Source organism: Salinisphaera sp. T5B8 (assembly GCF_040361255.1).
Taxonomy (GTDB): domain Bacteria; phylum Pseudomonadota; class Gammaproteobacteria; order Nevskiales; family Salinisphaeraceae; genus Salinisphaera.
Window position 1 is genome coordinate 66326 of sequence record NZ_APNG01000016.1, and the last position, 26032, is coordinate 92357.

20 protein-coding genes are annotated in these 26032 nt (G+C 62.8%); 9 read left to right on the forward strand and 11 right to left on the reverse strand.

The window, feature by feature from the left end:
- Positions 1 to 572: 572 nt before the first annotated feature.
- On the reverse strand, positions 573 to 1646 hold the full coding sequence (gene dinB / locus T5B8_RS14430; protein WP_353179854.1) for a DNA polymerase IV: 1074 nt from the start codon (positions 1644 to 1646) through the stop codon (positions 573 to 575).
- Between the two features lie 116 nt (positions 1647 to 1762).
- Here dinB and purU point away from each other — a divergent pair, with 116 nt between their 5' ends.
- Positions 1763 to 2620 carry a formyltetrahydrofolate deformylase gene (gene purU / locus T5B8_RS14435; RefSeq protein ID WP_353179856.1) on the forward strand — a complete coding sequence of 286 codons (858 nt, stop codon included), beginning with the start codon at positions 1763 to 1765 and terminating at the stop codon, positions 2618 to 2620.
- 27 nt (positions 2621 to 2647) lie between these two features.
- On the opposite strand, the gene T5B8_RS14440 is transcribed toward purU, so the two are convergent.
- Entirely contained in the window at positions 2648 to 4981 is a 2334-nt protein-coding gene (locus T5B8_RS14440) for an acyl-CoA dehydrogenase family protein (RefSeq protein ID WP_353179858.1), read from the reverse strand.
- Between the two features lie 314 nt (positions 4982 to 5295).
- Here T5B8_RS14440 and T5B8_RS14445 point away from each other — a divergent pair, with 314 nt between their 5' ends.
- Positions 5296 to 6798, forward strand: a complete 1503-nt coding sequence (locus T5B8_RS14445; RefSeq protein ID WP_353179860.1) for a PAS domain-containing sensor histidine kinase — start codon at positions 5296 to 5298, stop codon at positions 6796 to 6798.
- Here T5B8_RS14445 and T5B8_RS14450 read toward each other — a convergent pair.
- Positions 6738 to 7634 (reverse strand): WecB/TagA/CpsF family glycosyltransferase, encoded by an 897-nt coding sequence (locus T5B8_RS14450; protein ID WP_353179862.1) that lies wholly within the window; start codon positions 7632 to 7634, stop codon positions 6738 to 6740. The two genes, T5B8_RS14445 and T5B8_RS14450, sit on opposite strands and share 61 nt — an antisense overlap.
- Before the next feature lie 289 nt (positions 7635 to 7923).
- Here T5B8_RS14450 and T5B8_RS14455 point away from each other — a divergent pair, with 289 nt between their 5' ends.
- The 4 genes from T5B8_RS14455 to T5B8_RS14470 all read left to right on the forward strand — a co-directional run bounded on the left by T5B8_RS14455 (position 7924) and on the right by T5B8_RS14470 (position 12356).
- Complete coding sequence (locus T5B8_RS14455) at positions 7924 to 9210, forward strand: oligosaccharide flippase family protein (RefSeq protein WP_353179864.1); 1287 nt, start codon at positions 7924 to 7926, stop codon at positions 9208 to 9210.
- Entirely contained in the window at positions 9207 to 10136 is a 930-nt protein-coding gene (locus tag T5B8_RS14460; RefSeq protein WP_353179866.1) for a glycosyltransferase family 2 protein, read from the forward strand. Before T5B8_RS14455 ends, T5B8_RS14460 begins: the two co-directional genes overlap by 4 nt.
- A 223-nt stretch (positions 10137 to 10359) precedes the next feature.
- The gene (locus T5B8_RS14465; protein ID WP_353179868.1) at positions 10360 to 11352 is read left to right on the forward strand and encodes a glycosyltransferase; all 993 of its coding nucleotides are present in this window, start codon (positions 10360 to 10362) and stop codon (positions 11350 to 11352) included.
- Positions 11349 to 12356, forward strand: coding sequence for a glycosyltransferase family 4 protein (locus tag T5B8_RS14470; RefSeq protein ID WP_353179869.1), 1008 nt, complete (start codon positions 11349 to 11351; stop codon positions 12354 to 12356). Before T5B8_RS14465 ends, T5B8_RS14470 begins: the two co-directional genes overlap by 4 nt.
- Positions 12357 to 12437: 81 nt before the next feature.
- Here T5B8_RS14470 and T5B8_RS14475 read toward each other — a convergent pair whose 3' ends face one another.
- The 3 genes from T5B8_RS14475 to T5B8_RS14485 are packed head-to-tail and all read right to left on the reverse strand — an operon-like array spanning position 12438 to position 16449.
- Positions 12438 to 13832, reverse strand: coding sequence for an O-antigen ligase family protein (locus T5B8_RS14475; protein WP_353179871.1), 1395 nt, complete (start codon positions 13830 to 13832; stop codon positions 12438 to 12440).
- Positions 13787 to 15250, reverse strand: a complete 1464-nt coding sequence (locus tag T5B8_RS14480; protein ID WP_353179873.1) for a GumC family protein — start codon at positions 15248 to 15250, stop codon at positions 13787 to 13789. Before T5B8_RS14480 ends, T5B8_RS14475 begins: the two co-directional genes overlap by 46 nt.
- Positions 15247 to 16449, reverse strand: a complete 1203-nt coding sequence (locus T5B8_RS14485; RefSeq protein ID WP_353179875.1) for a polysaccharide biosynthesis/export family protein — start codon at positions 16447 to 16449, stop codon at positions 15247 to 15249. Before T5B8_RS14485 ends, T5B8_RS14480 begins: the two co-directional genes overlap by 4 nt.
- Before the next feature lie 249 nt (positions 16450 to 16698).
- Here T5B8_RS14485 and T5B8_RS14490 point away from each other — a divergent pair, with 249 nt between their 5' ends.
- Complete coding sequence (locus T5B8_RS14490) at positions 16699 to 17247, forward strand: heme NO-binding domain-containing protein (RefSeq protein ID WP_353179877.1); 549 nt, start codon at positions 16699 to 16701, stop codon at positions 17245 to 17247.
- On the forward strand, positions 17244 to 18668 hold the full coding sequence (locus T5B8_RS14495; protein ID WP_353179879.1) for a sigma-54-dependent transcriptional regulator: 1425 nt from the start codon (positions 17244 to 17246) through the stop codon (positions 18666 to 18668). Before T5B8_RS14490 ends, T5B8_RS14495 begins: the two co-directional genes overlap by 4 nt.
- Positions 18669 to 18769: 101 nt before the next feature.
- Here T5B8_RS14495 and galE read toward each other — a convergent pair whose 3' ends face one another.
- The 4 genes from galE to T5B8_RS14515 form a co-directional block, all read right to left on the reverse strand.
- The gene (gene galE / locus T5B8_RS14500; RefSeq protein WP_353179881.1) at positions 18770 to 19795 is read right to left on the reverse strand and encodes a UDP-glucose 4-epimerase GalE; all 1026 of its coding nucleotides are present in this window, start codon (positions 19793 to 19795) and stop codon (positions 18770 to 18772) included.
- Positions 19796 to 19906: 111 nt separating this feature from the next.
- Complete coding sequence (locus tag T5B8_RS14505; RefSeq protein ID WP_353179882.1) at positions 19907 to 20926, reverse strand: histone deacetylase family protein; 1020 nt, start codon at positions 20924 to 20926, stop codon at positions 19907 to 19909.
- A 180-nt stretch (positions 20927 to 21106) separates the two neighbouring features.
- On the reverse strand, positions 21107 to 22555 hold the full coding sequence (locus T5B8_RS14510) for an NAD-dependent succinate-semialdehyde dehydrogenase (RefSeq protein ID WP_353179884.1): 1449 nt from the start codon (positions 22553 to 22555) through the stop codon (positions 21107 to 21109).
- A gap of 145 nt (positions 22556 to 22700) precedes the next feature.
- On the reverse strand, positions 22701 to 23729 hold the full coding sequence (locus T5B8_RS14515) for a D-2-hydroxyacid dehydrogenase (RefSeq protein WP_353179886.1): 1029 nt from the start codon (positions 23727 to 23729) through the stop codon (positions 22701 to 22703).
- A 195-nt stretch (positions 23730 to 23924) separates the two neighbouring features.
- Here T5B8_RS14515 and T5B8_RS14520 point away from each other — a divergent pair, with 195 nt between their 5' ends.
- A complete protein-coding gene (locus T5B8_RS14520; RefSeq protein WP_353179888.1) occupies positions 23925 to 25169 on the forward strand; it encodes a pyridoxal phosphate-dependent aminotransferase in 1245 nt (414 codons plus the stop codon).
- 66 nt (positions 25170 to 25235) lie between these two features.
- On the opposite strand, the gene T5B8_RS14525 is transcribed toward T5B8_RS14520, so the two are convergent.
- Positions 25236 to 26027: a hypothetical protein gene (locus T5B8_RS14525; RefSeq protein ID WP_353179890.1), complete on the reverse strand. Its 792-nt coding sequence runs from the start codon at positions 26025 to 26027 to the stop codon at positions 25236 to 25238.
- Positions 26028 to 26032 lie beyond the last annotated feature (5 nt).

The following is a 26032-nucleotide window of genomic DNA, read 5'->3' on the forward strand; positions in this document are numbered from 1 at the left end:
TTCCGCTTAAAGAACGAAGCCATTACACAGTTGATTACCGAAATCGCCAACATCGGCATTCTTGTACGGATGGTCTTTGGCATGCAGCGCGAACAGCAGACCAAGCGTGTTTCGAGCGCCGCGTCTTTTGTCTTATTCGCGTGTCTTCGCGTTCAGTTGCGGACAATCAACTTGCTGAGAGAAATCAGCTGCGCTTCATCTATAATCAAGAAGCCATTGATCCGCAGATTACGCCGATTACGCAGATTGATTGATCGAGCTATGGTGGGCGAGCGACTGTATTGGCACGGTTGCTTTGCTCGCCGTGGCCGTTTGTTGGCACCTCGTGGATGAGCACGCCTTTCCTCATCTGCGTAATCTGTGAAATCTGCGGTTCCGCTTAAAGAACGAAGCCATTACACAGTTGATTACCGAAGTCCGCCAACATCGGCGTTCTTCTGCGGGATGGTCTTTGGCATGCAGCGCGAACAGCAGGCCGAGCGCGTCTCGAGCGCTGCGTCTTTTGCTTTATTCGCGTGTATTCGCGTTCATTTGCGGACAACCTGCTGGCTTGAGCACGGCCGCGGATGCCTCTACAACAGACTCGGCTGGATCGCTTCTTCGCGACCGTCGACGAAGCCGGACAGGCCCACGCCCACCAGTCGATAGCGGGTGTCCGGCGCGCCGTCGACACGCTCGCGCAGGGCACAGGCAATCTCGGCCACCTCGGCGGCCGAGGTCGGGCGGCTGGGTGGGGTGAAGCTGCGGGTCAGGATCTGAAAATCGGTGGTCTTGAGCTTGAGTACCACGGTACGCGCCACGCGTGGCTGCTTGCGCTGGTGGTTGGCCCAGGTCTTGTCGGCCAGACGCCGAATATGCTCGGCGAGTTCGTCCAGGCGCAGATCCTCGCGCAGCGTATCTTCGCTGGATACCTGGGCGGCATCGCGTTTGGGTTGGACCGGGCGTTCGTCGATACCGCGGGCAAGTTCGTAGAGCCGCTGGCCCCAGCGGCCGTAGCGTTCGACCAGTTCCGCCTGTTCGAACACGCGCAGATCGCCCACCGTGTGTACATCGAGCGCGGCGAGTTTCTCCTTCATTTTGGGGCCGACGCCGGGAACCTTGCCGATCGGCAGCGGCAGCAGAAAGGCGTCGACCTGGCGCGGTTTGACCACGAACTGGCCGTTGGGCTTGCGCCAGTCCGAGGCGATCTTGGCCAGGAACTTGTTGGGCGCGATACCCGCGGAGGCGGTCAGCCCGGTTGCTTCCAGTATTTCGGCCCGAATCACGCGCGCGGCTTCGGTGGCCGAGGGCATGTGGGTATGGGTGACGGTGACATCGAGATAGGCCTCGTCGAGCGACAGCGGTTCTACCAGATCGGTATGGCGCAGAAAGATTTCGCGAATCTGGCGCGAAATCGCGCGATAGCGATCGAAATGCGGATCCACGAAAATCGCCTGCGGACACAGGCGTTCGGCGCGCACTGCCGGCATGGCCGAACGTACGCCGAATACGCGCGCTTCATAGCTCGCTGCCGTGACCACCGAACGCAAGCCGCGCTTGGCCACGACCACGGGTTTGCCGAGCAGGGACGGGTGGTCGCGCTGCTCGACCGACGCATAAAAGGCGTCCATATCGACATGCACGATCTTGCGCGGGGTGTCGCTCATCGGTTGCCTGCCGTGCTCATGTTCGCATCGCGGCCGAAATCGGCCGCCTGGCGCGCTACCATAGGCGGCTTTCGCGCGGCGCGCCTGTGCCTGGTCATCGTTTCAACGGTTTGAATATGGATCGTCCCCGTCATTTTACCCTGCGTTTCTCCTGTCCGGATCGGGTCGGCATCGTTGCCCGCGTCGCCAGTTTCTTTGCCGATCACGGCGGCTGGATTCTGCGTTCGAGCCAGCACTCCGACGAAGACAGCCAGCGGTTTTTCATGCGCGTGGAAGTGCGTGCAGATTCGCTGGATCTGGATGAGGCCGGGCTGTGCGAACAGTTCGAACCCATCGGCCGTGCCTTCGATATGGACTGGCAGATCAGCGACAGCGCAGTAAAAAAGCGGGTGGTGATTCTGGTATCCAAACAGATGCACTGCCTCTACGACCTGCTCGAACGCTGGCAGTCGCGGGAACTGGATATCGAGATTCCCTGTGTGATTTCAAACCACGACGATGCGCGCGGACTGGTCGAGTGGCACGGCCTGCGCTATCACCACGTGCCCATCGACGAGAACAACAAGCCCGAAGCCTGGGCCGAGATCGAGCGCCTGTTCGTCGAGGCGGGCGGTGAAACCATGGTGCTCGCCCGTTTCATGCAGATATTGCCGGCTGATCTGTGCGATCGCTTTCCCGGGCGTATTCTCAATATCCACCACAGTTTTCTGCCCAGCTTCGTGGGCGCCCAGCCCTATCGGCAGGCCTACCAGCGCGGTGTGAAGCAGGTCGGGGCGACCTGCCACTACGTGACCCCGGAACTCGACCAGGGCCCGATCATCGACCAGGACGTCACCCGGGTCGATCATGGCGATACGGTTCGCGATCTGGTGCGCTACGGCAAGGATATCGAAAAAGCCGTGCTCGCCCGCGGGCTGCGCCACCACCTGGAAGATCGGGTGCTCATCAGCGGCCGGCGCACGGTCGTTCTGTAACCGCGCGCCGACTGGCTGGGGCCTGTGCTAGGCGCGCTTGTCGGCCTGTTTAAGCGGTTCGCGGCCGACATAGTTTTCGAAGGCAATGGGGGCTGAGAGCAACTCGTCGGGAATGGCAAAGGCGTCGATATAGGCGAGTGCGTCGGGGCGGATTTCGCCCAGCATCTTGCCGCGCAGATTGCGCAGCGCCTTGTACTTGCCCGACGAAATATAGCCATAGGTCAGATACCACTCGGCGTGCTGGAGCAGGGTATCGATGGCGGCGAGTTGACGCATGCGTTCCAGGGCATCCTTTTCCGGGCCGTCGGCCAGCGGCGCGAGGGCCTCGGCGAAGGTCGCGGCAATGTGGTGATGCATGTCGGCATGGGCGAACGCCATCATGTGATCCTGAATATCGCTGAACGCCATGAACGGTTCCATGTCGTCCTGCTGAATACGCTTGTACAGCCGGCGTGCGGCGGCCACCAGCAGGTTGTGCTTGCGCAGTTTGAACAGCTCGAGATGGAAATCGGCACTGCGCAGGTGGTCTTCGTCGGTCTTGCGCGCGGTCAGCGGGTTGATATCGATCAGCTCGGTCTTGGCCATGCCGCCGAGCTCGCGTATCAGCGTGAGCGCCAGATTCTGTTCGAAGCCCTTGGCAAAGCTGGCCAGTCGGTTTTTCGATACCAGGTTCAGCAGAACCGTGTTGTCGCCTTCGAAGGTTGCGAACACGTCGATATCGCGGCGAATGGTGGCAATCTGGTTTTCGGCCAGAAAGCCCAGCCCGCCACAGCATTCACGCGCGGTCTGGGTGGCATCGATGGCATGCCAGGAGGCCATGGATTTCACCCCGGCGGCCAGGGTTTCCACCTCGCGCGTGGTTTCGTCGGTGCGATCGCGAAAGCGCGCGATCAGATCGAAGGCCGCGAAATGCATGGCATAGGTATGCGCGATCGCCGGGAAAAGCCGCATCTGATGGGCCTTGTAGTCGATGATGCGCAGCTCGCTGCCGTCTTCGCCGCCGAACTGGCGGCGCACGGTGGCATAGCGGGTCGCGATCGCCAGTGATTTCTTGGCCGCGGTGACCGACGCCGCGCCCACGCTGATTCGCCCGCCCACCAACGTACCGAGCATGGTGAAAAAACGCTTGTTGCTGCCTGCGATAGGGCTGTCGTAGGTGCCGTCCTCGGCCACGCTGGCATAGCGATCGAGCAGGTTTTCGCGCGGGATGCGGACGTTGTCGAAATACAGCCGGCCGTTGTCGACGCCGTCCAGGCCCATCTTGGTGCCGCAATCCTCGATGCGTACGCCCGGCGCGGGTTCGCCGTCGTCGTTTCGAATGGGCACGATGAACGCATGCACGCCGTAGTTTTCGCCGCCGGTGGCCAGCTGGGCGAACAGGGTCACGGCATGACCGTCGCGCGCGGCATTGCCGATCCACTCCTTGCGCGCCGACATGGTGGGCGTATTGATCACGAATTCGTCGGTGTCCGGGTCGAAGGTGGCGGTGGTCTCCACCTCCTGCACGTTCGAGCCGTGCCCGGATTCGGTCATCGCAAAACCGCCAAGCAGCTTGGCGGAGGCGATATCGGGCAGATATTTCTTGTGGTGATCGTCGTTGCCCAGAAAGATGATGCTGCCGCCGAACAGACCGAACTGCACACCGAATTTCACCACCAGGCTCAGATCGAACATCGCCAGCGCCTGGAATACATGGATGAAACCGGCCATATCGCCTTCGCCGCCCACGCTCTCGGGCATGGCGCCGATGGCGATATCCTGTTTTTCGGTGGCCATGTGTTTGAGCCAGCGCAGCACGGTCGCGCGCTGGCTTTCTTCGGATTCGCCGGTGCTGTAGGTAAAGATGTCGTCGGCCAGCGCATCGCGTACCTGTTGCCATTTCTCGGCGTAGTCGCCTTCCAGCATGGCCTGCAGTTTGACGGCATCGAAGCTGGGTTCGGGCTCGTTGAGGCTCTGGTCCACCGGCTCGCCGGCATCTTGGAAGATCTCGGCCGATACGCCCATGCCGCTGACACCGTATTCGCGTGCATAGTCGGCCACGGCTTCGTTGAATGCGGCGTCGGCGCTCTCGCCCATGGCATCGCTCATCGCCGTCAGCGAAGGCTGGCGTCGGCCCACCTGTTCGCGAATACGGCGGCGCAGACGAGCCAGTTCGGGGGCGGTGGGCGGGTTGTCGGGGTCGAGCCATAGCTCGAGTGTCTTTTGCGTATCGTCATCGCGCGCTGGCAGCTGTTCGGCGATCGATTTGATATGCCGGGACTCGGGTTCGGCCAGGGTGCCGTCCGTCCATGCGATATAAATGACCGGCAGCAGCGGCTGGAGGTGGGCGTTTTCGACAAGGGCCTCGGTACGATCGGACATGCACGTTCTTCGATTGGGCTGGTACCTGTTTGTACCAAATTCATGGCTTTTTCGATGCACCGCACGAACGCGGCCAGCAGGTGGCGCCTTCGCTAAGGCCTGTTTTAGGCACGAATGCCGGCAAAAGTACGGGTTTCTACGCTTTGCATCGCGCGCGCCCGGCCGACACAGTGATAAGCGGTGCTAACACGACGGATATTCGTCAAGGGCGTTATTTTTCAAGGTGGCAACTGCGGGACGATTAAAGGGCAGCGCTGGCGCGTGCGGTGTCGCAGGCGTCTACCGTTGTTGGTGTGGCCGCCGGACGGTTTTCTATGAGCGCTGACCTCGAATTGGCCCATGTGGGCCGTTTCCTCGACGGGATTGGGCATCACGCCTATGCCTGTTTAGACGCAGGTGGGCGTGTGCTCGGTGCTACCCGCAAGGTTTGTAAAATCGCCGGGCTCAATCAGAGCGAGCTTAAGGGCGCGCTGTTCACGCAGGCGTTGCCGCCCGTGGTCGATGGCCGCGAAAGCCTGAATATGTCGTTGCTGAGCGCGCTGCAAAAGCCCGGTCAGACGACCACCCACCTGGACTGCCGACAGGGGCAGCAAGGGCAGCCGATCTGGCTCGAGGTGACCGTCGAACGGCTCGACGGCGCGGTGCCCGCGGGCATCGTCTACGGCATGAGCGTGATCGACGTCAGCGAACGCGAGCAGGTGGAAGCGCACCTGCGCGAAAGTCTGCATATGCTCAATGTGGCCGAAGAGACCGCCGAAATGGGCCACTGGCGTCTGGATCTCGCGACGCAACAAACGCAGTGGTCAAAGGGCGTTTATCTCATCCACGGCTTCGAGCAAGGCGCCAGCGCGGGCCTGGAAGAGGCGCTCGACGCCTATATTCCCGAAGACCGCGAGCGCGTCGCCGCCATTCTCGAACGGGCGATTGCCGCGCGCGAGGGTTTCGACTTTCGGGCCACGCTGCAACGCCCGAATGGCGACCGTCGCGTGGTGACCGTCAAGGGCCATCCCGAGCTCGATGAAGACGGCCAAGCGGTCGCGCTGTTTGGCGTGATACGCGACATGACCGCCGAAAGCCTGGCCACCCGCGAGCTTGTGGCCGCGCGCGATGAAGCTGCCAATGCGGCGCAGGCGAACATGATGCTGCTGGCCACCATGAGCCACGAAATCCGCACGCCCTTGAGCGGTATCGTGGGCATGCTCGAGTCGCTACGCAACGGTCGTGCCGTACAAAGCCCCGAGCAGACACTCAAGACCGTCGAATCCGCCTCGCGTACGCTGATGACGGTACTCAACGATGTGCTCGATCACGCCAAGATCGAAAGCGGCGAATTGCAGATTGAACACGTGGTGTTCGATCTGGCCGAAGTGGCCCACGGTACGCTCGATCTGTTCGAAGCCAGCGCCGCCGAAAAGCAGCTGAAGCTGGTTCGCGATGTCGACGGGCCGCTGCAAGTCGTGGGCGACCCGACCCGCATCCAGCAAATCATATCCAACTTCCTGAGCAACGCGATCAAGTTCACCGCCGAAGGCGAAGTACGCCTTGACCTGCACTACGCGGCCGGCGTATGCAATATCGAAGTGAACGATAGCGGCATTGGCATGGACCAGGCCTCGCTGGCGCATATATTCAAGCCCTTTACCCAGGCCAGTGCTTCAACCACACGCCATTTTGGCGGTTCCGGGCTCGGGCTTTCCATCTGCCAGCGGCTGGCTGCCGCGATGGGCGGGCGTGTGGGTGCCGACAGCGTACTGGGTCAGGGCAGCCCCGCGGCCAGCTCGATACTGAAATCCAGCACCCGCTTGATGCCGGTATAGACGTTGGTGCGGGCGCCGCGTTCGGCCACGGCCACCGCGAAGGCGTAGGCAAGGAACGCGAAGTTGCCCCACAGATAACGCTTGGCCAGACGGCGCGGCTCCTGGGCCAGGCGCCAAGCCCATTCGCAGCCGACCTTGCGCACCAGCTGCGGCGCACGCACGACGTTGCCGGCATAGTAGTCGAACAGTCCGCCCACGCCGAGTTTGACCGGCACATCCAGGGCGTCGCGATGGCTGGCGATCCATTCTTCCTGTAGCGGTACTCCAAAGCCGACGAACAGCAGCGCCGGGCGTGCGCGGTTGATGCGGGCGATGACCTGATCCTGTTCGGCTTCGGAAAAATAGCCGTGCTGGGTACCGGCCACGATCAGGCCCGGATAGCGACGCTGCATTTCGGCCGCCGCACGTTCGGCGGTGCCCGGGCTGCCGCCAAGCAGGTAGATGGCCAGGCCCTGTTTGGCCGCGCGTTCGCACAGAGCCGGGAACAGATCGGTGCCGTTGAGGTTGTCGCCGAACTGCTTGCCGGCCATATGGGCGGCAATGCGCATACCCGAGCCGTCGGGCAGCAGCAGGTCGCTTTCGGCCAGACGCTGGCGGTAGGCACGGTTGCGTGCGGCGACATTCACACAGTGCGCATTGAGGATGAGGAAGTTCACGACCGTGGGGTGCTTGGCCGCGGCACGGGCGACGATGTGATCGGCGGCCGCGGTGAACGCGGCATCGACCAGATTCAGGCCGAACAGTTCGATCGTCTGGAGCGCGGTATCACGTAGCGCGGCCGCCTGGGTGAGGCTGGTGAGGGCATCGAAACCGTCATCGGAAAAGCGCTTGTACATGGTGGGTCTCCGGCAGTGTGTTTGGGTGTGGACGACCCTTGAATGCCAGAAACCGTGCCAATTTTATAAATCGTTAAGAATCAATAGTTTGTAAATTTCAGCCGTAAGCGCCACCGCTGTAATCCGCGATATGCATCGCAGACTGCGAAAAAAATTGCGAAATGCGCAGAATTTCGCGACCTGACCGCGACCAAAAGCGCGATTTTTTGTTAAGTGTTTGATAGCTAATGAAATAAAAAATTGGCGCGCTTATTGAATAGGCCCGGCCATGTCTTGCCCGGATCACCCCATGAATATCGCATCGCTCGCCCAACGTTTTCGTCATGCCCAGCGCTCGACGCTCGCTCGCGGATTGGCGGCATTCGGCAGTGCCGAAATACTGACCCGTGTCGTACGGATTGCAGCGATCGTGGTCATCGCGCGCCAGGTATCGCCCACGGTCATGGGTGCAGCCGCACTCGCACTAAGCCTGTTCGAGCTGGTGCGCGTGCTGGCGAACGCGGGTATTGGTCAGCGCATCATCGCCGAATCCGACGCCGGGCTGGCGGCGGCCTGTAATACCGCGCATCGGCTGTTCTGGGCCTGGTGCGGTTGTGTGGCCATCGTTCAACTGCTTGTGGCGGCCGTGCTCTATGCCGTTTTCGACATGACCGATATCGCCGCCATGCTGGCTGTGCTCAGCGGGGTGTATCTGTTCATGCCGGCCGGGCTGGTGCAGGTATTTCTGCTCATGCGCGAACAACGCTTTGGCCTGCTTGCGCGTATCCGTGCTACCCAGGCGATTTGCGACCACGTATTCACGCTCTTGCTGGTGCTGGCCTGGCCCAGCGCCTGGGCGATCGTGCTGCCCAAGTTGCTGACCGCGCCGCTATGGCTGGTGCTGGTGCGCCGTAATCGCAGCGGGCGTGCGCAGCCGCAGGCGGGGCGGGCGCCGGCCCGTGCGTTCCTTGGCTTCGGGCTGGGTGTGCTCGTCAGTGATCTGGCCACGGTGGCCCGCGCGCAGATCGACAAGCTCGTCGTCGGCGCGCTGTTCGGCGTGGAAGCGCTGGGTATTTATTACTTCGCGTTCAACGCCGGGCTGGGGATCACGACTTCGTTCGTGATGGCCCTGGGCAATGTGCTGTTTCCCTATATCTGTGCCGTGCCGCAGTGGTCCAAGCGCCAGCGGCGCTGTCGCCAGGGCCTTGTCGTGGGCGTGGTGATCTTCATGCCCGTGCTACTGGCTCAGGTCGGTCTGGCGCATGTCTATGTACCGCTGATCTTCGGCGCTCAGTGGGTCGATGCCGCGCCGCTGGTGTCGGTGCTGGGGCTGGGCGCGATACCGATGATTTTCGCCGCGGTGGCCAGCGCCTGGCTACGCGCCCAGAACCGTCCGGCGATCGAAGCCACGATGGCGGGGGCGGCGACCATCGCCGCGCTTGGCGCGCTGAGTCTGTTCGCGCCTTTCGGTCTGATGGCCGCGGCGAGCGCCTATGTCGCCGGTCTGGCCGTGGTGATGATTCCGACCGTGCTGTATTACCTGATCCAAAGCCCTGTCTGTGAACACCCCGCCACCTCGAATGGGAGCTATGCATGAACACGCCACGTTTTTCTGTCGTCGTCCCGGTTTACAACGCCGAGGATTCGCTGATTGCAACGGTCGAAAGCGTGCTCGCGCAAAGCGAGCGCAATTTCGAACTCTGGCTCATCGACGATGGCTCCAGCGACGGTAGCCTCGCGATCATGCGCGCACTGGCCGCCCACGACCGGCGTATTCATGTGCGTACCCAGCGCAATGCCGGGGTGTCGCACACCCGCAATCTGGGCGTGCGCCTGGCCCGTGGTCAGTTCGTGGCGTTTCTCGATGCCGACGATATCTGGCACCCGGACAAGCTCGCCACGCACTGGCAGTTTCATCTGGACCATCCGCAAGTGCGTTGCAGCTATGCTCAGATCGCGTTTCTGCAGCAAGGCGAAGCCGGTCTGCGCGATGCGCGGACCCACTCGACGGTGCCGGCCGGACGTCTGTCACTGGCCCGGGTGCTGGGCGAAAATCCGGTCTGCACGAGTTCGAATATCGTGATCGATCGGCAGTGCTTCGAGCGGATCGGTGGTTTCGATACCGCGATGCAGTATGCCGAAGATCAGGAATGGCTGGCCCGGGCGGTCAGCGCCGGGCTGACCATTGTCGGCATCAATTCGCTGCTCGTGGGCTATCGCATGTCGCCGGGCGGGCTGTCCTCGAAGCTGGATGCCATGTATGCCGGCTGGAAGCGCCTGGTATCGCGATACAGCGCCCAGTTCGATGGCGCCTCGGCGCAGGCGCTGTATTGTCGATACCTGGCCCGGCGTGCCCTGCGTGCGGGCGCCTCTTCGCGTCAGTCGTTGCGTTTTGCGCTGGCCGGGCTGTGCGCGAGCCCGCGTGCATTTTGCGACGACCTGCGACGTGGCGTGCTGACGTTGATCGGCGCGCTGGCCAGCCCGTTTCTGCCGCCGCGTCTGCGCACCCGGCTGTTCGCGTGAGCGCGCGCAAAACGCACGCGTTCGACGACAGTCTTGGCATTGTGGGAAGGAATCCGAAACTGCGATGCAAAATGAAAAAATCGCCATCGCAGTTTCGGATTTATGAGTTTGAAATTTAGCTAACTAATTGAAAAATAAAGAATAGGGAAATTGGCCCGCTTTTTGAGTTGATACCGGTACGAATTGTCATTCGACACCACCAACCAGCAAAGCGAGAAGGGCCATGAAACATCCGATCATTTCCGTCGTCATGCCGGTCTACAACACCGAAGCCTATGTCGGCGAAGCCATTACCTCGGTTCTGAAACAGACATTCGAAGACTTCGAACTCATCATCGTCGACGACGGCGGCAACGATGCCAGCATGGCGATCTGCCGCGAGTTCACCGACGAACGCATTCGTATCATCAGCCAGGAAAACCGCGGCCTGGCCGGCGCGCGCAATACCGGCATCGCCGCCGCTCGTGGCCAGTACATTGCGCTGCTGGACTCCGACGACCGCTGGGACCCCTCCAAGCTGGCGCTGCACTTCATCCATCTGAGCGCCAGCCCTGAAATCGACGTCAGTTATGCCGGTTCGCGCCTGATTGACGCCGCAGGCAAGGCGCTGCGGGTCGAACAGCGTCCGCGCCTGAAAAACGTCAAGGCGCACCACATCCTCACCCGCAACCCGGTCGGCAATGGCTCCGCGGCGGTCATTCGCCGCTCGGCGCTGGATCGGGTGGCGTTCGTGCATCCGCAGGAGCGTACGCGGGTGTGCTGGTTCGACGAGAGCTTTCGCCAGTCCGAGGACATCGAACTGTGGGTTCGTATGGCCGGCGGCTACAGCTGTCGCTTTGAAGGCATCGAAGGCCTGCTCACCGACTACCGCATCATCGACGGCGGCCTGTCCGCGAACGTGATTCGGCAATACGAAAGCTGGCAGCGCGCCATCAAGAAGGCACACCGCTATGCGCCGCGTCTGCTGGCCCGCCACGGCCGACGTGCCGCGGCCTATCAGCTGCGCTATCTGGCCCGCCGCGCGATCCAGCTGGGCGACGGCGCCTTTGCCGTAGCGCTGGTGCGTCAGGCGCTGGCGACCAGCCCGATGATCGCGATCCAGGAGCCGGCCAAGACGATGGTCACCATCGCCGCATCGCTGGCAGCGCGCTGGCTGCCCGCGCCCGTGTTCATGACCCTGGTCAACCGCCGTCTGCACACGAGTATCCCGGCATGAAAAAGCTTCGCGTTGTTCATCTTGTAGACGATTTCGCCGCGGGCGGGGTTGCCCAGGCGCTATCGATCTACGGCCGGCCGGAACTGGCCGATATCGCCTGCTCGCGTGTCGAGCAGGTCGATCCCAATAGCTGGCAGGCGCCGTATCTCAATACCGACATGATCGTGCCCCACTTCCCGCCGCGCTGGCGCAGTCTGGCTTTCCTGTACAGCCTGCGTCGGCGTAACCCGAACGCGCGGCTGGTGCATGTCGAACACAGCTATACGCGTGCCTGGGAGCGGGCGAACGTGCCGCATCAGTGGCGGTTTCGGCTGATGTTGCGCTGGTCGCTGCGTCACTTCGATCAGGTCGTGGCGGTGTCCCACGGGCAGGCCGACTGGCTTGAATCGATTGGCGTCGTACCCGGGCAACGCCTGCGCGTGATCGCCCCGTACAGCGATATCGATCCGTTGCTCGAATGCCCGCGTACGCCGCGCGCGCCCAACGCCCCGATTGTGATCGGCGCGTTCGGACGCTTTGCCGAGGTGAAAGGCTTCGAACGCCTTATCGATGTCTTCGCGCGGCTCGATCCGGCACGGTTCGTTTTGCGTATCGGCGGCTTCGGCCCGCTCGAGGATGCGCTCAAGGCGCGTGCCCAAGGCATGGCCCATGTCGAGTTCGTCGGCCCGGTCATCGACCGTGCGGCCTTCCTGTCGGCCTGCGACATGCTTGCGGTACCGTCGCGCTGGGAATCGTTCGGTCTGGTGGCCGCCGAAGCACGCGCGGCCGGCTGTCCGATTCTGGTATCGAATGTGGACGGGCTGCCCGAACAGGCGCGCGGGCGCGGCTATGTCTTCGATTTCGACGATACCAAGGCCGTTGCTGACGCCATCGCGGCGGTCAATCGCAGCGAGATCATGTTGATGGGCGCGCTGGCGCGCCAATCGGTACGCAGCCTGAGCGTGAGCCGGTTCAAGGCCTGGCGCGAGATCTTCGAAGCCGCGGCGCCCGCCGCGGCTGGCTAGATGCCCGCGCGGCAGCCGCGCCGCGCGGGTCGTGATCATGATTAATCGGCCACCAAAACAGCTGTCCGGGTTCGGTGGCTTTCAAGGTCTTGGAACAGTTTCGATGCTTACATCCTGTTTCCAAGGGGGCTTGGCCGCTAGACACGGCCCGTAGACGCGAATAATCGACGGCGCATTCGCCTGTCGTGACGCCCCCGGCGGCGCGCCGTAGGCCTGCGAGGCCCGGCGGGCGGCGATACCCACCAGAAACAGCGCCGGCCAGTAAAGGTAGGCAAGAATCTCCAGATTCTCGCCGAAGCTGTAGAGCGTCAATAACAACAGCATGGACAGCGCCACGCGCCCGACCGGATCGCGCAACGACAGACGCCCCGCCATCCAGAAGCTGGCAACCATCGGTATGATCAGCGCCACCGCGCCGGTCAGCCCCTTGACGAACAGCAGGCCGAACCAGGTGTGGTGGCTGCCGATGGGCATGTATTCCACCAGATGTGGCCCGCGTTCGACGATGCCGTGGCCGAACCAGGGCGCTTCGTTACGCCAGCGATCGGTCGCAATCCGGCCTAACGCGGCGCGTACGCGGCTGGAATCCGCGCGTGCACTGGTGAACTTGTAGATGGCGTGATCGGCCAGCGCCTGCAACTGCGGGGCGAGCATGCCCAGCCCCAGCACGGCGGGTGCGGCGGCAAACCACACCCAGGCTTCGCGTAGCCGGCTCACGCCATAGGCGGTGGGCCAGACGATGGCAAGCGCGACCAGCGCCAGGCGCGACTGCGACAACAGCGCCAGCATCAGCCCGGCGACAATGCCGATGGCTTTCCATTTGAGATTCTTTTCCTCGATCGCGCACAGGATATGCACGACCGCGATCATGCCGGCCGCCGGTGACCAGGGCGCGAAGAACTGCCAGCGCGGCGTACCGGCGCCGGGCTCGATGGTATACAGAATCACGGCGAAATATTCGGGCCCGGAGCCGCCCACGATCTTGAGCGGCGAGACATACAGCAGCCCGGGCAGACCGATGAACGGCGCGACCAGAAAGAATGGAATCACGATCAGCGTTTGCAGCCCCAACCGGCAGATCGCGCGGTAGATCACCTCGGGACGTACCGCCAGTACCGCGCCGGCGAAGGGAAACAGCGCCATCAGCGCCCAGCCCTTGGCCCAGCCGATCGAGGATTTGATCGTCTTGGGCAGGCCCAGTTCGTTTTGCAGATGGCCGACGATGAGGATGATCAGCATTGCGGCCATGCCCCACAGCCACAGATGAATCGCCGGGTGTAGCGGGGGTGGGCGCTCTGCTGGCGCCTGATTGGGTGCCGTGTAAATGGCGATGAAGGCCAGCATCGCCAGCCCCCAACCCAGTACGGGGCCGGCGATATACAGGCCGCCGACGATCCAGAGCAGCCCGGTGCTCTGGATCGTCCCCGAGATCAGCTTTTCGGCAGGGCTAGCTGGAGTAGCGGCTGGCGCAGCCATAGCATCAGGAACCCGACCAGCACGAACAGGCTGGCAGCCACGCCGCCGGCCAGCGCCAGCATGGTCGAGGGCGAAGAGGGCGCCTGGGGCAATGACGGGCTTTCAAAGGTCTGAACCAGCGGGTAGGAAGAAAACGGATCGGCCTTGTTGGTATCCAGGCGTGCCAGCGCGGACGACATGACCGCTTCGGCCACGCGCTGCGCGCGTAGCAGCTCGGAGAGCTTGGCGGCCTGGGTAACGAGTTCGTGGGCATTCTTGCTGTACTCGTCCATCTGGCGACGGGTCTCGAGCAAACGGGCCTGGGCTGCAGCCGACTCGCCATCGGCGACGATCAGCTGCTCGAAAATCCGCTCGCGACCATCGCTGGTCGATATATCCACGAACCGTAGCAGTATTTTTTCTTCCAGGCCCGTGAGATCGCGCCCGCGAACGAGCATGGCCTTGCGCAACGCGCTGCGTTCGGCGCGCAGTTCGGCCACGTTCATGTGCCGATCGCCCAGGGTTGCGCTGGCTTCGGTCCATTGGGTATGCACGCTGGCGTACTGGTCGATCAGCGACTGGAACATGGGATCGGTTTTGAGTACGAGCGCAAGGCTTGCGTTTTCCACCGAAGTTTTCAGAACCTTGGCCAGGCGTGCCTTGGCGGCCACGCCGTGTTCGATTTCGACCAGCAGTTCACGCTCGCGGGCACGCAGTTCGTCCACGATCTGGATACGGCTGTTGAACTGAGCCATCGTGGCCAGACCGCTATCGCCCTGGAACTCCAGCAGGTCGAGCTGGGCCTCGCGGGCCTTGGTCTCGAGGCTTGCCAGCTGCTCGCGATCGGCGGCTTCGCGCTTGGATTGTTCGTCGTCGCGCAATATATCCAGGCATTCCAGAAACGACTGGCGTAGTGCGTCGAGCCGGGCCTGGGCATGTTCCGGCGTCGGCCCGTTCATCGAGACCAGGATCAGGTTCGTCTGATCGACAAGCTTGATCGTGGGCGGGGCCAGCTGGCCGGGCTCACCGAGGATCTCGGCGGCGCGCTGCAGCGTGCTGTCGGCGCTGAGCAGGCGCTTGTAATTCTCCGTGGGGCTCAGCGATGTGCTGGAAAATGCCGAGCTGGTCTGGGCCGAGGCCTGGCCGATGGACTCGAGGTTGAGCGAGCCGCCGATGCCCGAGCCGGGAAGAATGAGCGTCATGCTGCTCTTGTAGTTGAGCGGGGCGACGGCCAGATAGGCGAACACCAGTGCCCACACGATCGCCAGGATCGGCAGGATGGTCAGCAGGTAACGCTTGTAGCGCCCCGGCGACGGCAGGCCGTAGCGAATGAAGTGCCAGATGCGCAGCAGAATCCGGTTTTCCATTTTGGAGATGCCGTTGTCGTTGGTGTTGGTGGTGGCGTTGTCGTTGGTTGTCGCGTCGGGTTTGTTGTTCATTTCATGAGGTCGTGAATCACGAGGCCGGCGGCGGCGGAGCCGAACGCTTCGCCGACAAAGGCCAGCGCGTCACGGGCGTTCATCCAGCGGCTGTCGTAGCAGGCCAGGGCGTCGCCGGGCATCAGATACGGGTCGATATCGTCGCGATGCGCGCTGCGCACCAGTTCTTCGACGCTGCGCTGGATGACCACGCTGCGCCCGTTGATCGGGTTGCGAGAAATCAGCACCGCGCTGCGGCCGGCATTCATGGCCGAGCCACCCACACAGTTGGCCGATACCAGTGCCTGCAGAAAACGGGTGCCGTAGGGCAGGCTGGTGGCGTCCTTGCTGATCGCCGAGGAAGCGTTGCTGGCCGCCGGGCGCGACAGGTTCGACATGTACACCCGAATGCCCGGCGTGGTGAGCACGGTCGGGCGCATCAGCTCGGGCTGAAAGCAGGCGCGGCTTGGGATGAATACATGATCGTTGGCGGCCAGGTCCACACTGCGGCTGTCGGTGCCCGCGAGTACCCCCGACAGATCGATACGCGCCCAGCGGCCGTTGCGGGTGAGGTAGACATGGGCCAGATCGGCGTCGGGGCGCAGGCCGCCGGCCGCGCGGATGGCCGTCGACAGGGTACGGACATTGTTCGCGTCGCCGCTGGCCTCGCCTTCGCGCTGGCCGACGCGGTCCTTGCTGGCGCGCTCGCCCACGCGCACGGAGCCCGGGTGAAACACCGCGCCGTTGACCGATACAAACACACCGCCGCTTTCGATGAGCAGCACGCTGGCCACCCGCTCGAGCGCACGCACGAAACCGGCCTGGATAAGCTCGCGCGAGACCAGCGCCTCCACGTCGGCCACGCTACGCCCGACCGCGCGCACCGGCGCCAGTCCGGGCAGATTGATACGTCCGTCCTCGTCGATGACGAATACGCCCGAGAGCCGGTCCTGATCACCGATGACCTCGATACGCAGCCGATCGCCGGGGGCGAGCACGCTGGGCATAGCCATGAGTTCGGTGAGCGCGATTTCCTGGCCGATCGGGTAGTCGCCCGGGCGGGTGTGTTCAACGCACACGGTCTGCTGCGCCTCGGCCGGGGTGTGCTCGGGCATCCAGCGCGCATCGTCCACGTTATGCGGCGTGCGACCGCTGGCACAGGCGCTCAGCACAATCGGCAGGGCCAGGGTCAAAGCGAAGCGGATGGCGGCAGTTGTCATGTTCGTCTCGTTTTGCGAAGTGGCGTTCGAGCGCTACATGTCAAAAAGCGGGCCAACCCGCAGAGCCTTTATTTTCCGTTGCAAACCGGCATTTCGTCGCTTTTTGCACATTGCATTTTTGCAATCCGCAACGCGCGCGCATTGCATTGTGCGAATTTATCGCCGATAACCGCCTGAAAACGGGGTTTTCGCGCTGGCACGCCGCTTGCTCTGGGGCATCTGTACGTGATGCAACAGAGGGCCATCGCCGTGAAAGGACTAATATTTGTCGAGTTGATGAACTTCATGGAAGAACAGTTCGGATACCAGCTGACCGACGAGGTCGTCGATGCTGCCGCCATCCCCGACGATGCGGCCTTTACCACCATCGGCCGATATCCGAGTGAATACGCCACCCGGCTGATTACTGCGGCCGCCGACTGTACGAACGTATCGGCGACCGAGTTGTGCCGGGCGTTCGGGCGCTATCTGTTCACCCGTTTTGAAATACGCTTTCCGCACATGATCCAGTGCTACCCGAGCGCGCGTTCGCTACTCTGCCATGTCGAGGCGCATATCCATGAAGAGGTGCGCGCCTTGTATCCGGATGCGAAGCCGCCATCGGTGACCACCCTCGAGGTCGACGGCGCGATGCATGTGATCTATCAATCCGATCGGCCGTTCGCGCAGATCGCGTTCGGGCTGGTGGATCAGTGCATTGTCTCCTATGGTGAACACAGCACGGTCGAGTGGTGCGAAGACAATTCCGATTCGCATGCCCGATTCGTCATTCGCTCTATTGAAAGGACTGCAGCATGAACTCGTCTCTACGCGTGCTGATCGTCGAGGACACCGCCTCGCTGGCAATGACCTTTGCCGGCCAGCTGGAAGCTGTCGGCTGTGAGGTCGATGTGGTCGGCGATGGCAGCGAAGCGCGGCGCCTGGTCGAACATGCACGCCAGCCCTATGACGTCATCCTGCTCGATCTGAAGCTGCCCGACTGCGATGGCCTGCAGCTGCTGGAAATGGCGCCGGAATTCGTCGAACAGTCGAGCGTGGTGGTGATTACCGCCGATGGTTCGATCAACCGCGCGATCCAGGCCATGCGCCTGGGCGCCTACGACTTCCTGGTCAAGCCGGTCGCCCCCGAACGTCTGACCACCACGGTCAACCGGGCCGGCGAACGGCGCATGCTCGAACGCGAGGTCAGCGTGGCGCGGCGCCTGAATAGGCGCGAGCGGTTTCACGGTTTCGTCGGGGCCTCCGATGCCATGCAGGCGGTCTACCGCGCGATCGAGAACGTCGCCAACTCCAAGGCCACGGTGTTCGTGACCGGCGAAAGTGGCACGGGCAAGGAAGTCACGGCCGAGGCGATTCATCAGATCAGCGATCGCAGCAGCGGCAATTTCGTGGCTATTAACTGCGGCGCGATCCCCGAGAACCTGCTCGAGTCGGAATTGTTCGGGCATGTGAAGGGGGCGTTCACTGGCGCCTTGGAAAACCGCATCGGCGCGGCCAAGGAGGCCGATGGCGGCACGCTCTTTCTCGACGAAATATGCGAAATGGAGCTCAAGCTCCAGGTCAAGCTATTGCGTTTTCTCCAGACCGGGATGATCCAGCGGGTCGGCAGCAGCCGGCCGGAAGCGGTCAATGTCCGCGTGATCTGTGCCACCAATCGTGACCCTGCTGCGGAAGTGGCGGCCGGGCGTTTTCGCGAGGATCTGTTCTATCGTCTGTCGGTGCTGCCCATCGAGCTGCCACCGCTGCGTCAGCGCGGCGACGATATCGCACTTTTGGCGCAGAGCTTTCTCGATCGCTTCGCTGCCGAGGAGAACAAGCAGTTCGATACCCTCACGAATGAACTCGTTGCCCAGTTAAAGCGTCACAGCTGGCCCGGCAACGTGCGCGAATTGCAGAACGCGATACGTCGTGCCGTGGTCATGAGTGCCGGTCCGCAGCTGTCCCTGCCCGCCAATGTGGGCGGTGAGCCTGCCCGCGCGGCGATGACGACACAGACCACGCAGCCCGCCGAGGCAGCCGATACGGACACGCCGCTACCGCCGTCCGGCTTTGACGGCATGACCCTCGAAGAAATCGAACGCTGGGCGATCGAACGCGCGATCGAGCGCTGTGGCGGCAGTATTCCGGCCGCTGCAAGAGTGCTGGATACCAGCCCGTCAACGCTGTATCGCAAGCGCGAGCGCTGGGCGGATCGGGCCGATACGCCGGTTTCCGGCTAGGGCGAACTGTGTCGCAACAAGCGGCCTGGGAGTGGGCCGCGCACGCCTCGACAGGGGCCAGGCGATAGCCGCCGTTGTGGTTGGCGGCTTGTTTGGCGAAGTCAGCGCTCGCTGTCGCGGTAGCCCTGCGGGTTGTGGGATTGCCAGCGCCAGGCATCGGCCATGATGTCGTCGATGCCGCGGCTGCATTGCCAATCGAGTTCGGCTTCGGCCTTGCGCGGGTCGGCCCAGCATTGGGCGATATCACCCGGGCGCCGGCCCACGACCCGGTAGGGCACGGGGCGCTGGCTGACGCGTTCGAATGCCTGTACGGCTTCCAGTACCGAATAGCCCTTGCCGGTGCCCAGATTCCAGAGATGCAGGCCCGACGCGCGGGCGATGGCGTTTGCCGCTTTCAGATGGCCCTCGGCCAGATCCATGACGTGGATATAGTCGCGTACGCCGGTACCGTCCGGGGTCGCGTAGTCGTTGCCATAGATCGACAGCTGTTCGAGTCGGCCCACGGCCACCTGCGAGACATAGGGCAACAGATTGTTGGGAATGCCATTCGGATCTTCGCCGATCTCGCCGCTTTCATGGGCGCCGGCCGGGTTGAAATAGCGCAGGATGGCGATCGACCAGTCCGGGTTGGCGGCATACAGATCCTGCAGGATCCATTCGATCATCAGCTTGGAGCTGCCGTAGGGGTTGGTCGGCCGCCCGGTGGGCGCGGCTTCGGTCAACGGCATCTCGTCGGATTCGGCATATACCGTCGCCGACGAGCTGAACACCAGCGTACGCACATCCGCGGCACGCATGGCCTGGCACAGCGACAACGTGCCGCCGACGTTGTTTTCGTAATACGCCAGCGGTTTTTCGGTACTCTCGCCGACCGCCTTGAGCCCGGCGAAATGAATCACTGCATCGACCGCATGTTCGGTGAGTGCCTGTTCGAGGCGTGCGGTATCGCGGATGTCGGCTTCGATGAAGGTCAGCGACCGCCCGCTCAACCGCTCCACGCGCCTGAGCGATTCCGGCGACGAATTCGACAGATTGTCGTAGACCACGACGTCGTATCCGGCCTCCAGCAGCACGAGCGCGGTATGGGAGCCGATATAGCCGGCGCCGCCGGTCAGAAGCATCACCATGGTCGAATTCCTGTCAGGTTCGGATAGGTTCGGCGCCAGCGCCGGGTTTTCGGTCGCCCAGCACTCGCGGCGACAGGCGGCCGGGACCGATCCCGACCGCCTTATCCGTCTTTATCGGCCGAGCAGCCCGGAAAAGAACTGGTGGGCATTTTCCTGCAGGTGATCGACATCGTAGCCGCCTTCCTGAATCACGCACACGGGCATGTCCAGTTCGGCCATGGCGCGGCCGATACGGGCAAAGCCTTCGCTGGTGACCGCGACCTTGGCCTGCGGGTCGTTTTCGTAGATATCGAAGCCCAGCGGCAGAACCAGCACATCGGCATCGAATAGCTTGATCGCGGCGACCGCCTCGTCGAGCTTTTCGAAGAAGGTTTCTTCCGGTGAGCCGTGCGGCATGGGCAGGTTGATGTTGTAGCCGTAGCCCGCGCCCGCGCCGCGTTCGTCGGCATGGCCGGTGACCACCGGGTAGAAATTGGTCGGATCGCCGTGGATGGAGATATAGAGCACGTCGTTGCGCTCCCAGAAGATCTCCTGAATACCCTGGCCGTGGTGCATGTCGGGATCGAGAACCGCTACGCGCTGGAATTTATCGCGCAGGGCCTCGGCCGCAATGGCGGCGTTGTTGAGATAGCAAAAGCCGCCCGCGCCGTCGCGCCGTGCATGATGGCCCGGCGGCCGACACAGGCCGTAGGCAAAGCGCTCGCCATTGAGGATATCGTCGGCGGCGGTCAAGGCGGTCTGGGCCGAGGCATAGGCCGCTTTCCAGGTGCCTTCGCCGATCGGGCAACTGCCGTCGGCCTGGTAGCGGGCCGATTCGGCCAGAATGCCTTTGAGCGGGTTGGGCGAACGCACGAAGATGTTCGACATCACCTCGTTGCCCCAGTCGTCGGGGATCTCCATCCAGCGCCGGTGGGCGGATTCGAGAAAGCGCAGATAGCCCAGATCGTGCACCTGCGAGATGGGCGCCATGCCGTGGTCGACCGGTGTGCCCACATCGATGTTCAGGCCTTCGAGGGCGGCAACCAGCGGTGGCGTGCGCGCCGGAACTTCCTGGGGCTCGCGCATCTGACCGCGGGTCAGATAGCTGCGGGGAATATGCTCGTTCTGGGTCGGGTCGAAATAGGCTTTCACGGCAACGGTTTCCGTCTGGTCGAAATGAAAGGGCGCAGTGATCGTTGCACTACACGGGATTGCAACATACGCCGGCTACGCCTGCGACTGCAATGCGTAATCGCTGTTTTTGCCCGGCAGGCAGACACAAAAAAGCCGGCGAGCGTGCCCGCCGGCTTGTTGCGTGGCTAACCTGTGCGACTACTTGCCGCGCGGCACGGTCTGGACTTCGACGAATTCCATGATGCCTTCGTCGCCACCTTCACGGCCGATGCCCGACTGCTTCATGCCGCCGAAGGGCGCATGCGGTGCCGGGCCGGTGCCGGTGTTCCAGCCGCAGTGGCCAAAGTGCAGGCCGCGGATGGTCTTCTCGGCGCGTTTTTCGTCCGAGGTGAACACGTACGCGGCCAGGCCGAATTCCGTGGTGTTGCCCAGCTCCACGACTTCGTCTTCGTCGTCGAATTCGATCATGGGCACCAGCGGGCCGAAGGTTTCTTCCTTGCAGCAGGCCATGTCGTGGGTCACGCCGGTGACCACGGTCGGCGTATAGAACAGGTTCTTGTCGGCATCCAGTTCGTCCGGGTGCTTGCCGGCGACCAGCTTGGCGCCTTTCGAGAGCGCGTCGGCGACATGATTCTGGACCTTCTCGAAGCCGGCCTTGTTGATCAGCGGGCCGACATCGATGTCTTCGTCCATGCCGTCGCCGACCTTGAGTGCCTTGACCTTCTCGACCAGCTTGTCGGTGAACTCTTCGTACACGCCCGACTGCACATAGATCCGATTGGCGCAGACACAGGTCTGGCCGCCGCCGCGGAACTTGTTGCTCACCAGCTGGGTGGTGGCATGGTCGATATCGGCATCGTCGAAGACGATGAACGGGGCGTTGCCGCCCAGTTCCAGGCCGAGCTTCTTGACCTGATCCTTGCTCTGTTCGATGAGCAGCTTGCCGACTTCGGTGGAGCCGGTGAACGAGATCATGGTCACGTCGGGCGAGGACATGAGCTCGCCGCCGATCTGGCTGGAGGAGCCCATCACCAGGTTGACATAGCCCTTGGGCAGTTCCAGGCGCTCATGAAAGAGCTGGAACATGGCGATCATGGTCAGCGGGGTTTCGCTGGCAGGCTTGATCACGCTCGGGCAGTCGGCCGCGATCGCCGGGGCGATCTTCTTGGCGATCATGCCGATCGGGAAGTTCCAGGGCGTGATCAGGCCAACCACGCCGACCGGGCGGTGATGAACCGTCCAGGTGCAATCCTTGGCTTTCTCCTCGAGCTCGTCGGGCTTGAGGATGTCGATGTTCTTGGCGCAATAGTCGAAAAAGCCGGCGGCGTATTCGACTTCGCCCTGGGCTTCCTTCCACGGCTTGCCGTGTTCGAGACACAGAATACGCCCGATCTCTTCCTTTTCATCGATCAGGGCATCGCGAATATCCTCGAGCCATTCGCGCCGGGTTTCCAGATCGTTCGGCTTGAGCGCGCCCTTGGCGGCTTCGATGGCGCGCTGGGTTTCGGCGCTGCCCATCTTGGGCATCTCGGCCAGCACCTTGCCATTGGCAGGATTGAGGACCTCGACGGTTTCGCCGGAGTCGGCCTCGACCCACTGGCCATCGATATAACCGGAAATATGCTTGAGCAGATAGGATTCGATCATGAGTGTCCTCGGTCCTGTCGTAACGACTTGAGTCTATGAATCTGGGCAGCCGCTGCCAGCGCGGCCTGCTGACAATGCCTGTCAATATCTAGCAGTGATCGGGGCGTGATCACGGCTTTTAAAGGCGAAATGCCATTTTCGCGGCTCACGCGCCACCCGGCGCATAGCCATGCTTTTTGCTGACCTGGTTGAACAATGCCTCGCCGCGCTGCCAGCGCGTGAGGTTGTCGAGAAACTGATCGATCAGCGCATCGCGCCAACCGATGAAATCGCCCGCCATGTGCGCCGACATGAGTACATTGTCCATGCCCCATAGCGGGTGATCGGCGGGCAGCGGTTCCTGTTCGAAAACATCCAGCGCGGCGCCGGCGATCTGTTGGTTGACCAGGGCATCCACCAGATCGTCGGTGACCACGATCGGCCCGCGGCCGATGTTGATGAAACGCGCGTGTCTGGCCATGGCCGCGAAGCGCCGTGCATCGAACCAGTGTTCCGTGGCCTCGGTTAAGGGCGCGGCCACGACCACGTAATCGGCATCCGGCAGATGGGTGTCGATATCGTCGGCAGCATGGACGGCCGAAAATACGTCGTCGGCATCGCGGGCGCGCCGGGCGATGCCGGTGACTTCCATGCCCACGGCCTTGCACAGGCGCCCGATCTCGCGCCCGATCGAGCCTGCGCCGGCCACCAGTACGCGTTTGCCGTGCACGCTTTCGGTATCGCGGTGCACCCAGCGGCGCTGTTGCTGGTAGGCGATATTGGCGCGCGTGTCCTTGGCGAACATCAGAATCGCGCCGAGTACGTATTCGGCGATATTGCGGTCGAATATGCCCTGGGCATTGGTGACCGGGATATCGGATTCGATCAGCGCATCGAACATCAACTGGTCCACGCCCGCGCTTGCGGCATGCACCCAGCGCAGATTGCGCGCGGCCGGCCAGGCGGCTTCGAGCGCTTCGGTACGAAAATCGGTGACCAGCAGGATATCGCTGTCGGGCAGGGCGTCGCGCAGGCTGGGTTCATCGTGGGCGACACGAATATCGGCGCGCGCGTGCAGCCGTTCGATCGACGCCGGCCCCTCGGGTGTATCGCTTAAGACGGTGATCCGAGGTCGCGGTTCGTCGGCTTCGACGGCGTGCTCGGTGCGGGTATTGGCGGGGTTGTCGTGGCTCATGCAGGAGAAGGCGCTACCGTGTTCACGAACCGCGCGATTTCAATGATCATGCCGCACGGTACCCAGAGCTCGCGCCAAGCGTCAATAGCCGGCGCAAATCCCGGCGCACGCTTGTCTTGACCGGGCTTGCAAGACCTGACTACGCTCGCGCTAACGGCCACGTCGGCCGCCGCCATCCCGCGTCAAGAGGCACCCATGGTCGCGAATCTGAAGAAAAGCAGCGAAATCCTATCCGCAGACCCCGATCAGCGTTATGTACGTGACCGTCTGGTCTGGAACCCGGCCATGCATGCCATCCCGATTTCGGGCATCCGGCGCATGGTCAATCGCGCCGCCGAGCTCGACGATGTGGTGCATCTGTCCATTGGTCAGCCCGACTTCGCTACGCCGCGGCATATCATCGATGCGCATATCCACGCGCTGGAAGCCGGCCAGACCGGCTACACCATGGATGCCGGCCTGCCGGAACTGCTTACCGCGCTCAAGGAGTACTACAACGCGCGCTATCGCAGCACGCTCACCGAAGACAATTTCCTGATCACCACGGGCGCGACCGAAGGCATCTATCTGCTGATCACGGCCATGGCGGCGCCCGGGCGTGAGTTCATCATCGCCGACCCGACGTTTTTGCTGTATGCGCCGTTGATTCGCATGAACGGCGGGCAGGTGCGCACGGTGCCGACCAAGGCCAGCGAAGGCCACCAGATCGACCCCGAGCGCATCATCAACATGATCGGGCCGAACACGCACGCCATCATCCTCAATTCGCCGAGTAACCCCACGGGTACGGTGTATCCGCGCGAAACCGTGGAATGGCTGTGTCAGGAAGCCGCCTATCGCGGCGTGGAGATTCTCTCCGACGAGGTCTACGACAACCTCATCCTCGACGATATCGACTATCCGAGCGTGCTCTCCTGTGCCACCGATCTCGATGGCGTGGCCGTGGTGTCGAGTTTCTCCAAGACCTATGCCATGCCCGGCCTGCGCGTGGGTTGGATCGTGGCTGACCAGAACACCATTCGTACCCTGCGCCGCTACCACATGTTCACGACCACGGTCGCCAGTACGCCGGCACAGTGGGCCGGCGTCGCCGCACTCGTAGGCGATCAGAGCTGTGTCGACGAGATGGTGCGCGAATACTCGCGGCGGCGTGACCGGGTGGTGGATCTGGTTGCCGATACGCCGGGGCTGACCGGCTACTGGCCACAGGGCGCGTTCTATATCGCGCCGTCTTTGCCGCACGGGGTGGATGGCGGCAACCTGTGCATGCGCATGCTCGAGGAAACCGGCGTGTGCGTCATCCCGGGCGATGCCTTCGGCGAAGAGTCGAACAGCCTGATGCGCATCAGCTATTCCACCTCCATGGAGAAGATCGAGGAAGCCTTCGAACGCCTCCAGCCCTGGATGGCGCGCCAGCCCGAGATGCGCGGGCATAACTAGCGCCGTGGTGCGCGCCCTGTTGCAGTCGCGACAGGGCGCGCAATGGCTGTTCGCTTTAGCCGCGCTTTAGCTCGCGGCCGCGCAGGTGGCCGCGGGCGCGCCGGCCTGGCGGGCCTCGTCGGGCATATCGCGGGTGTAGCTCACCCGTACCGGATAAACCTTGCCGTTTTCATCGTGCATGTTGCCGATGCCGCGGTATTCGAGCAGGCGTTTGCTGTCGGCGTCGTAGGTCAGCTTGAGCGAATCCACGAAGAAGTTGACCAGGAACATGTCCAGCTCGGCGGTGAAGACCACGGCCGGCTTGCCTTCGAAAGTGGTGGTGCCGGTCTGGCGCGCACGCAGATCGATGACGGCTTGCCGTCCGGCCGCCGCGAACTTGAAGGGCACGGTCTTACCCGCGGTCAGCTTGTCGAATTGCTGGCGCACCAATCGATCGAAGCCGGAATCGGCGGCCATCGGCGGCTCGATGGTGAAATCCTTGGTCTGTTCTTTTGCATCGGCGGATTCGCGCCGGAACATGGTCCAGCGATTGCCGCTGTGGCGAATGCCTTCCACATAGCCATCGGCCGGGATCTCGAGCCGGTAGGTGGGCACGGTGTCGCTGGCCTTGAATGCCAGATGCTTGGTGGCGATCGTGTCGCCGGTGCGCCCGACATAGGTCACGTCCCAGCTGCGCAACGTATCGCCGGTAAAGTGTTGCTCGTGATGTTCAGTATAACGGTATTCGTTGCTGTCGAGCGTGTAGCCGTAGCCGTTGAAACAGCGGGTTTCGTCGGCGGCGATGGCCGTGCTGGTCACGGTGAGTGTGGCCGTGCCAATGACGAACGCGAGCGCGGGCAAAAGCGGTTTATCGTGCACGTGAT

What these genes read in the sequence shown, in the direction of transcription:
- T5B8_RS14515 (WP_353179886.1), bottom strand. Translation starts at nt 23,729, where the DNA reads ATGAGCCACGACAACCCCGCCAATACCCGCACCGAGCACGCCGTCGAA.
- T5B8_RS14470 (WP_353179869.1), top strand. Translation starts at nt 11,349, where the DNA reads ATGAAAAAGCTTCGCGTTGTTCATCTTGTAGACGATTTCGCCGCGGGC.
- purU (WP_353179856.1), top strand. Translation starts at nt 1,763, where the DNA reads ATGGATCGTCCCCGTCATTTTACCCTGCGTTTCTCCTGTCCGGATCGG.
- T5B8_RS14495 (WP_353179879.1), top strand. Translation starts at nt 17,244, where the DNA reads ATGAACTCGTCTCTACGCGTGCTGATCGTCGAGGACACCGCCTCGCTG.
- galE (WP_353179881.1), bottom strand. Translation starts at nt 19,795, where the DNA reads ATGGTGATGCTTCTGACCGGCGGCGCCGGCTATATCGGCTCCCATACC.
- T5B8_RS14510 (WP_353179884.1), bottom strand. Translation starts at nt 22,555, where the DNA reads ATGATCGAATCCTATCTGCTCAAGCATATTTCCGGTTATATCGATGGC.
- dinB (WP_353179854.1), bottom strand. Translation starts at nt 1,646, where the DNA reads ATGAGCGACACCCCGCGCAAGATCGTGCATGTCGATATGGACGCCTTT.
- T5B8_RS14440 (WP_353179858.1), bottom strand. Translation starts at nt 4,981, where the DNA reads ATGTCCGATCGTACCGAGGCCCTTGTCGAAAACGCCCACCTCCAGCCG.
- T5B8_RS14485 (WP_353179875.1), bottom strand. Translation starts at nt 16,449, where the DNA reads ATGACAACTGCCGCCATCCGCTTCGCTTTGACCCTGGCCCTGCCGATT.
- T5B8_RS14445 (WP_353179860.1), top strand. Translation starts at nt 5,296, where the DNA reads ATGAGCGCTGACCTCGAATTGGCCCATGTGGGCCGTTTCCTCGACGGG.
- T5B8_RS14455 (WP_353179864.1), top strand. Translation starts at nt 7,924, where the DNA reads ATGAATATCGCATCGCTCGCCCAACGTTTTCGTCATGCCCAGCGCTCG.
- T5B8_RS14465 (WP_353179868.1), top strand. Translation starts at nt 10,360, where the DNA reads ATGAAACATCCGATCATTTCCGTCGTCATGCCGGTCTACAACACCGAA.
- T5B8_RS14520 (WP_353179888.1), top strand. Translation starts at nt 23,925, where the DNA reads ATGGTCGCGAATCTGAAGAAAAGCAGCGAAATCCTATCCGCAGACCCC.
- T5B8_RS14460 (WP_353179866.1), top strand. Translation starts at nt 9,207, where the DNA reads ATGAACACGCCACGTTTTTCTGTCGTCGTCCCGGTTTACAACGCCGAG.
- T5B8_RS14450 (WP_353179862.1), bottom strand. Translation starts at nt 7,634, where the DNA reads ATGTACAAGCGCTTTTCCGATGACGGTTTCGATGCCCTCACCAGCCTC.
- T5B8_RS14475 (WP_353179871.1), bottom strand. Translation starts at nt 13,832, where the DNA reads ATGGCTGCGCCAGCCGCTACTCCAGCTAGCCCTGCCGAAAAGCTGATC.
- T5B8_RS14480 (WP_353179873.1), bottom strand. Translation starts at nt 15,250, where the DNA reads ATGAACAACAAACCCGACGCGACAACCAACGACAACGCCACCACCAAC.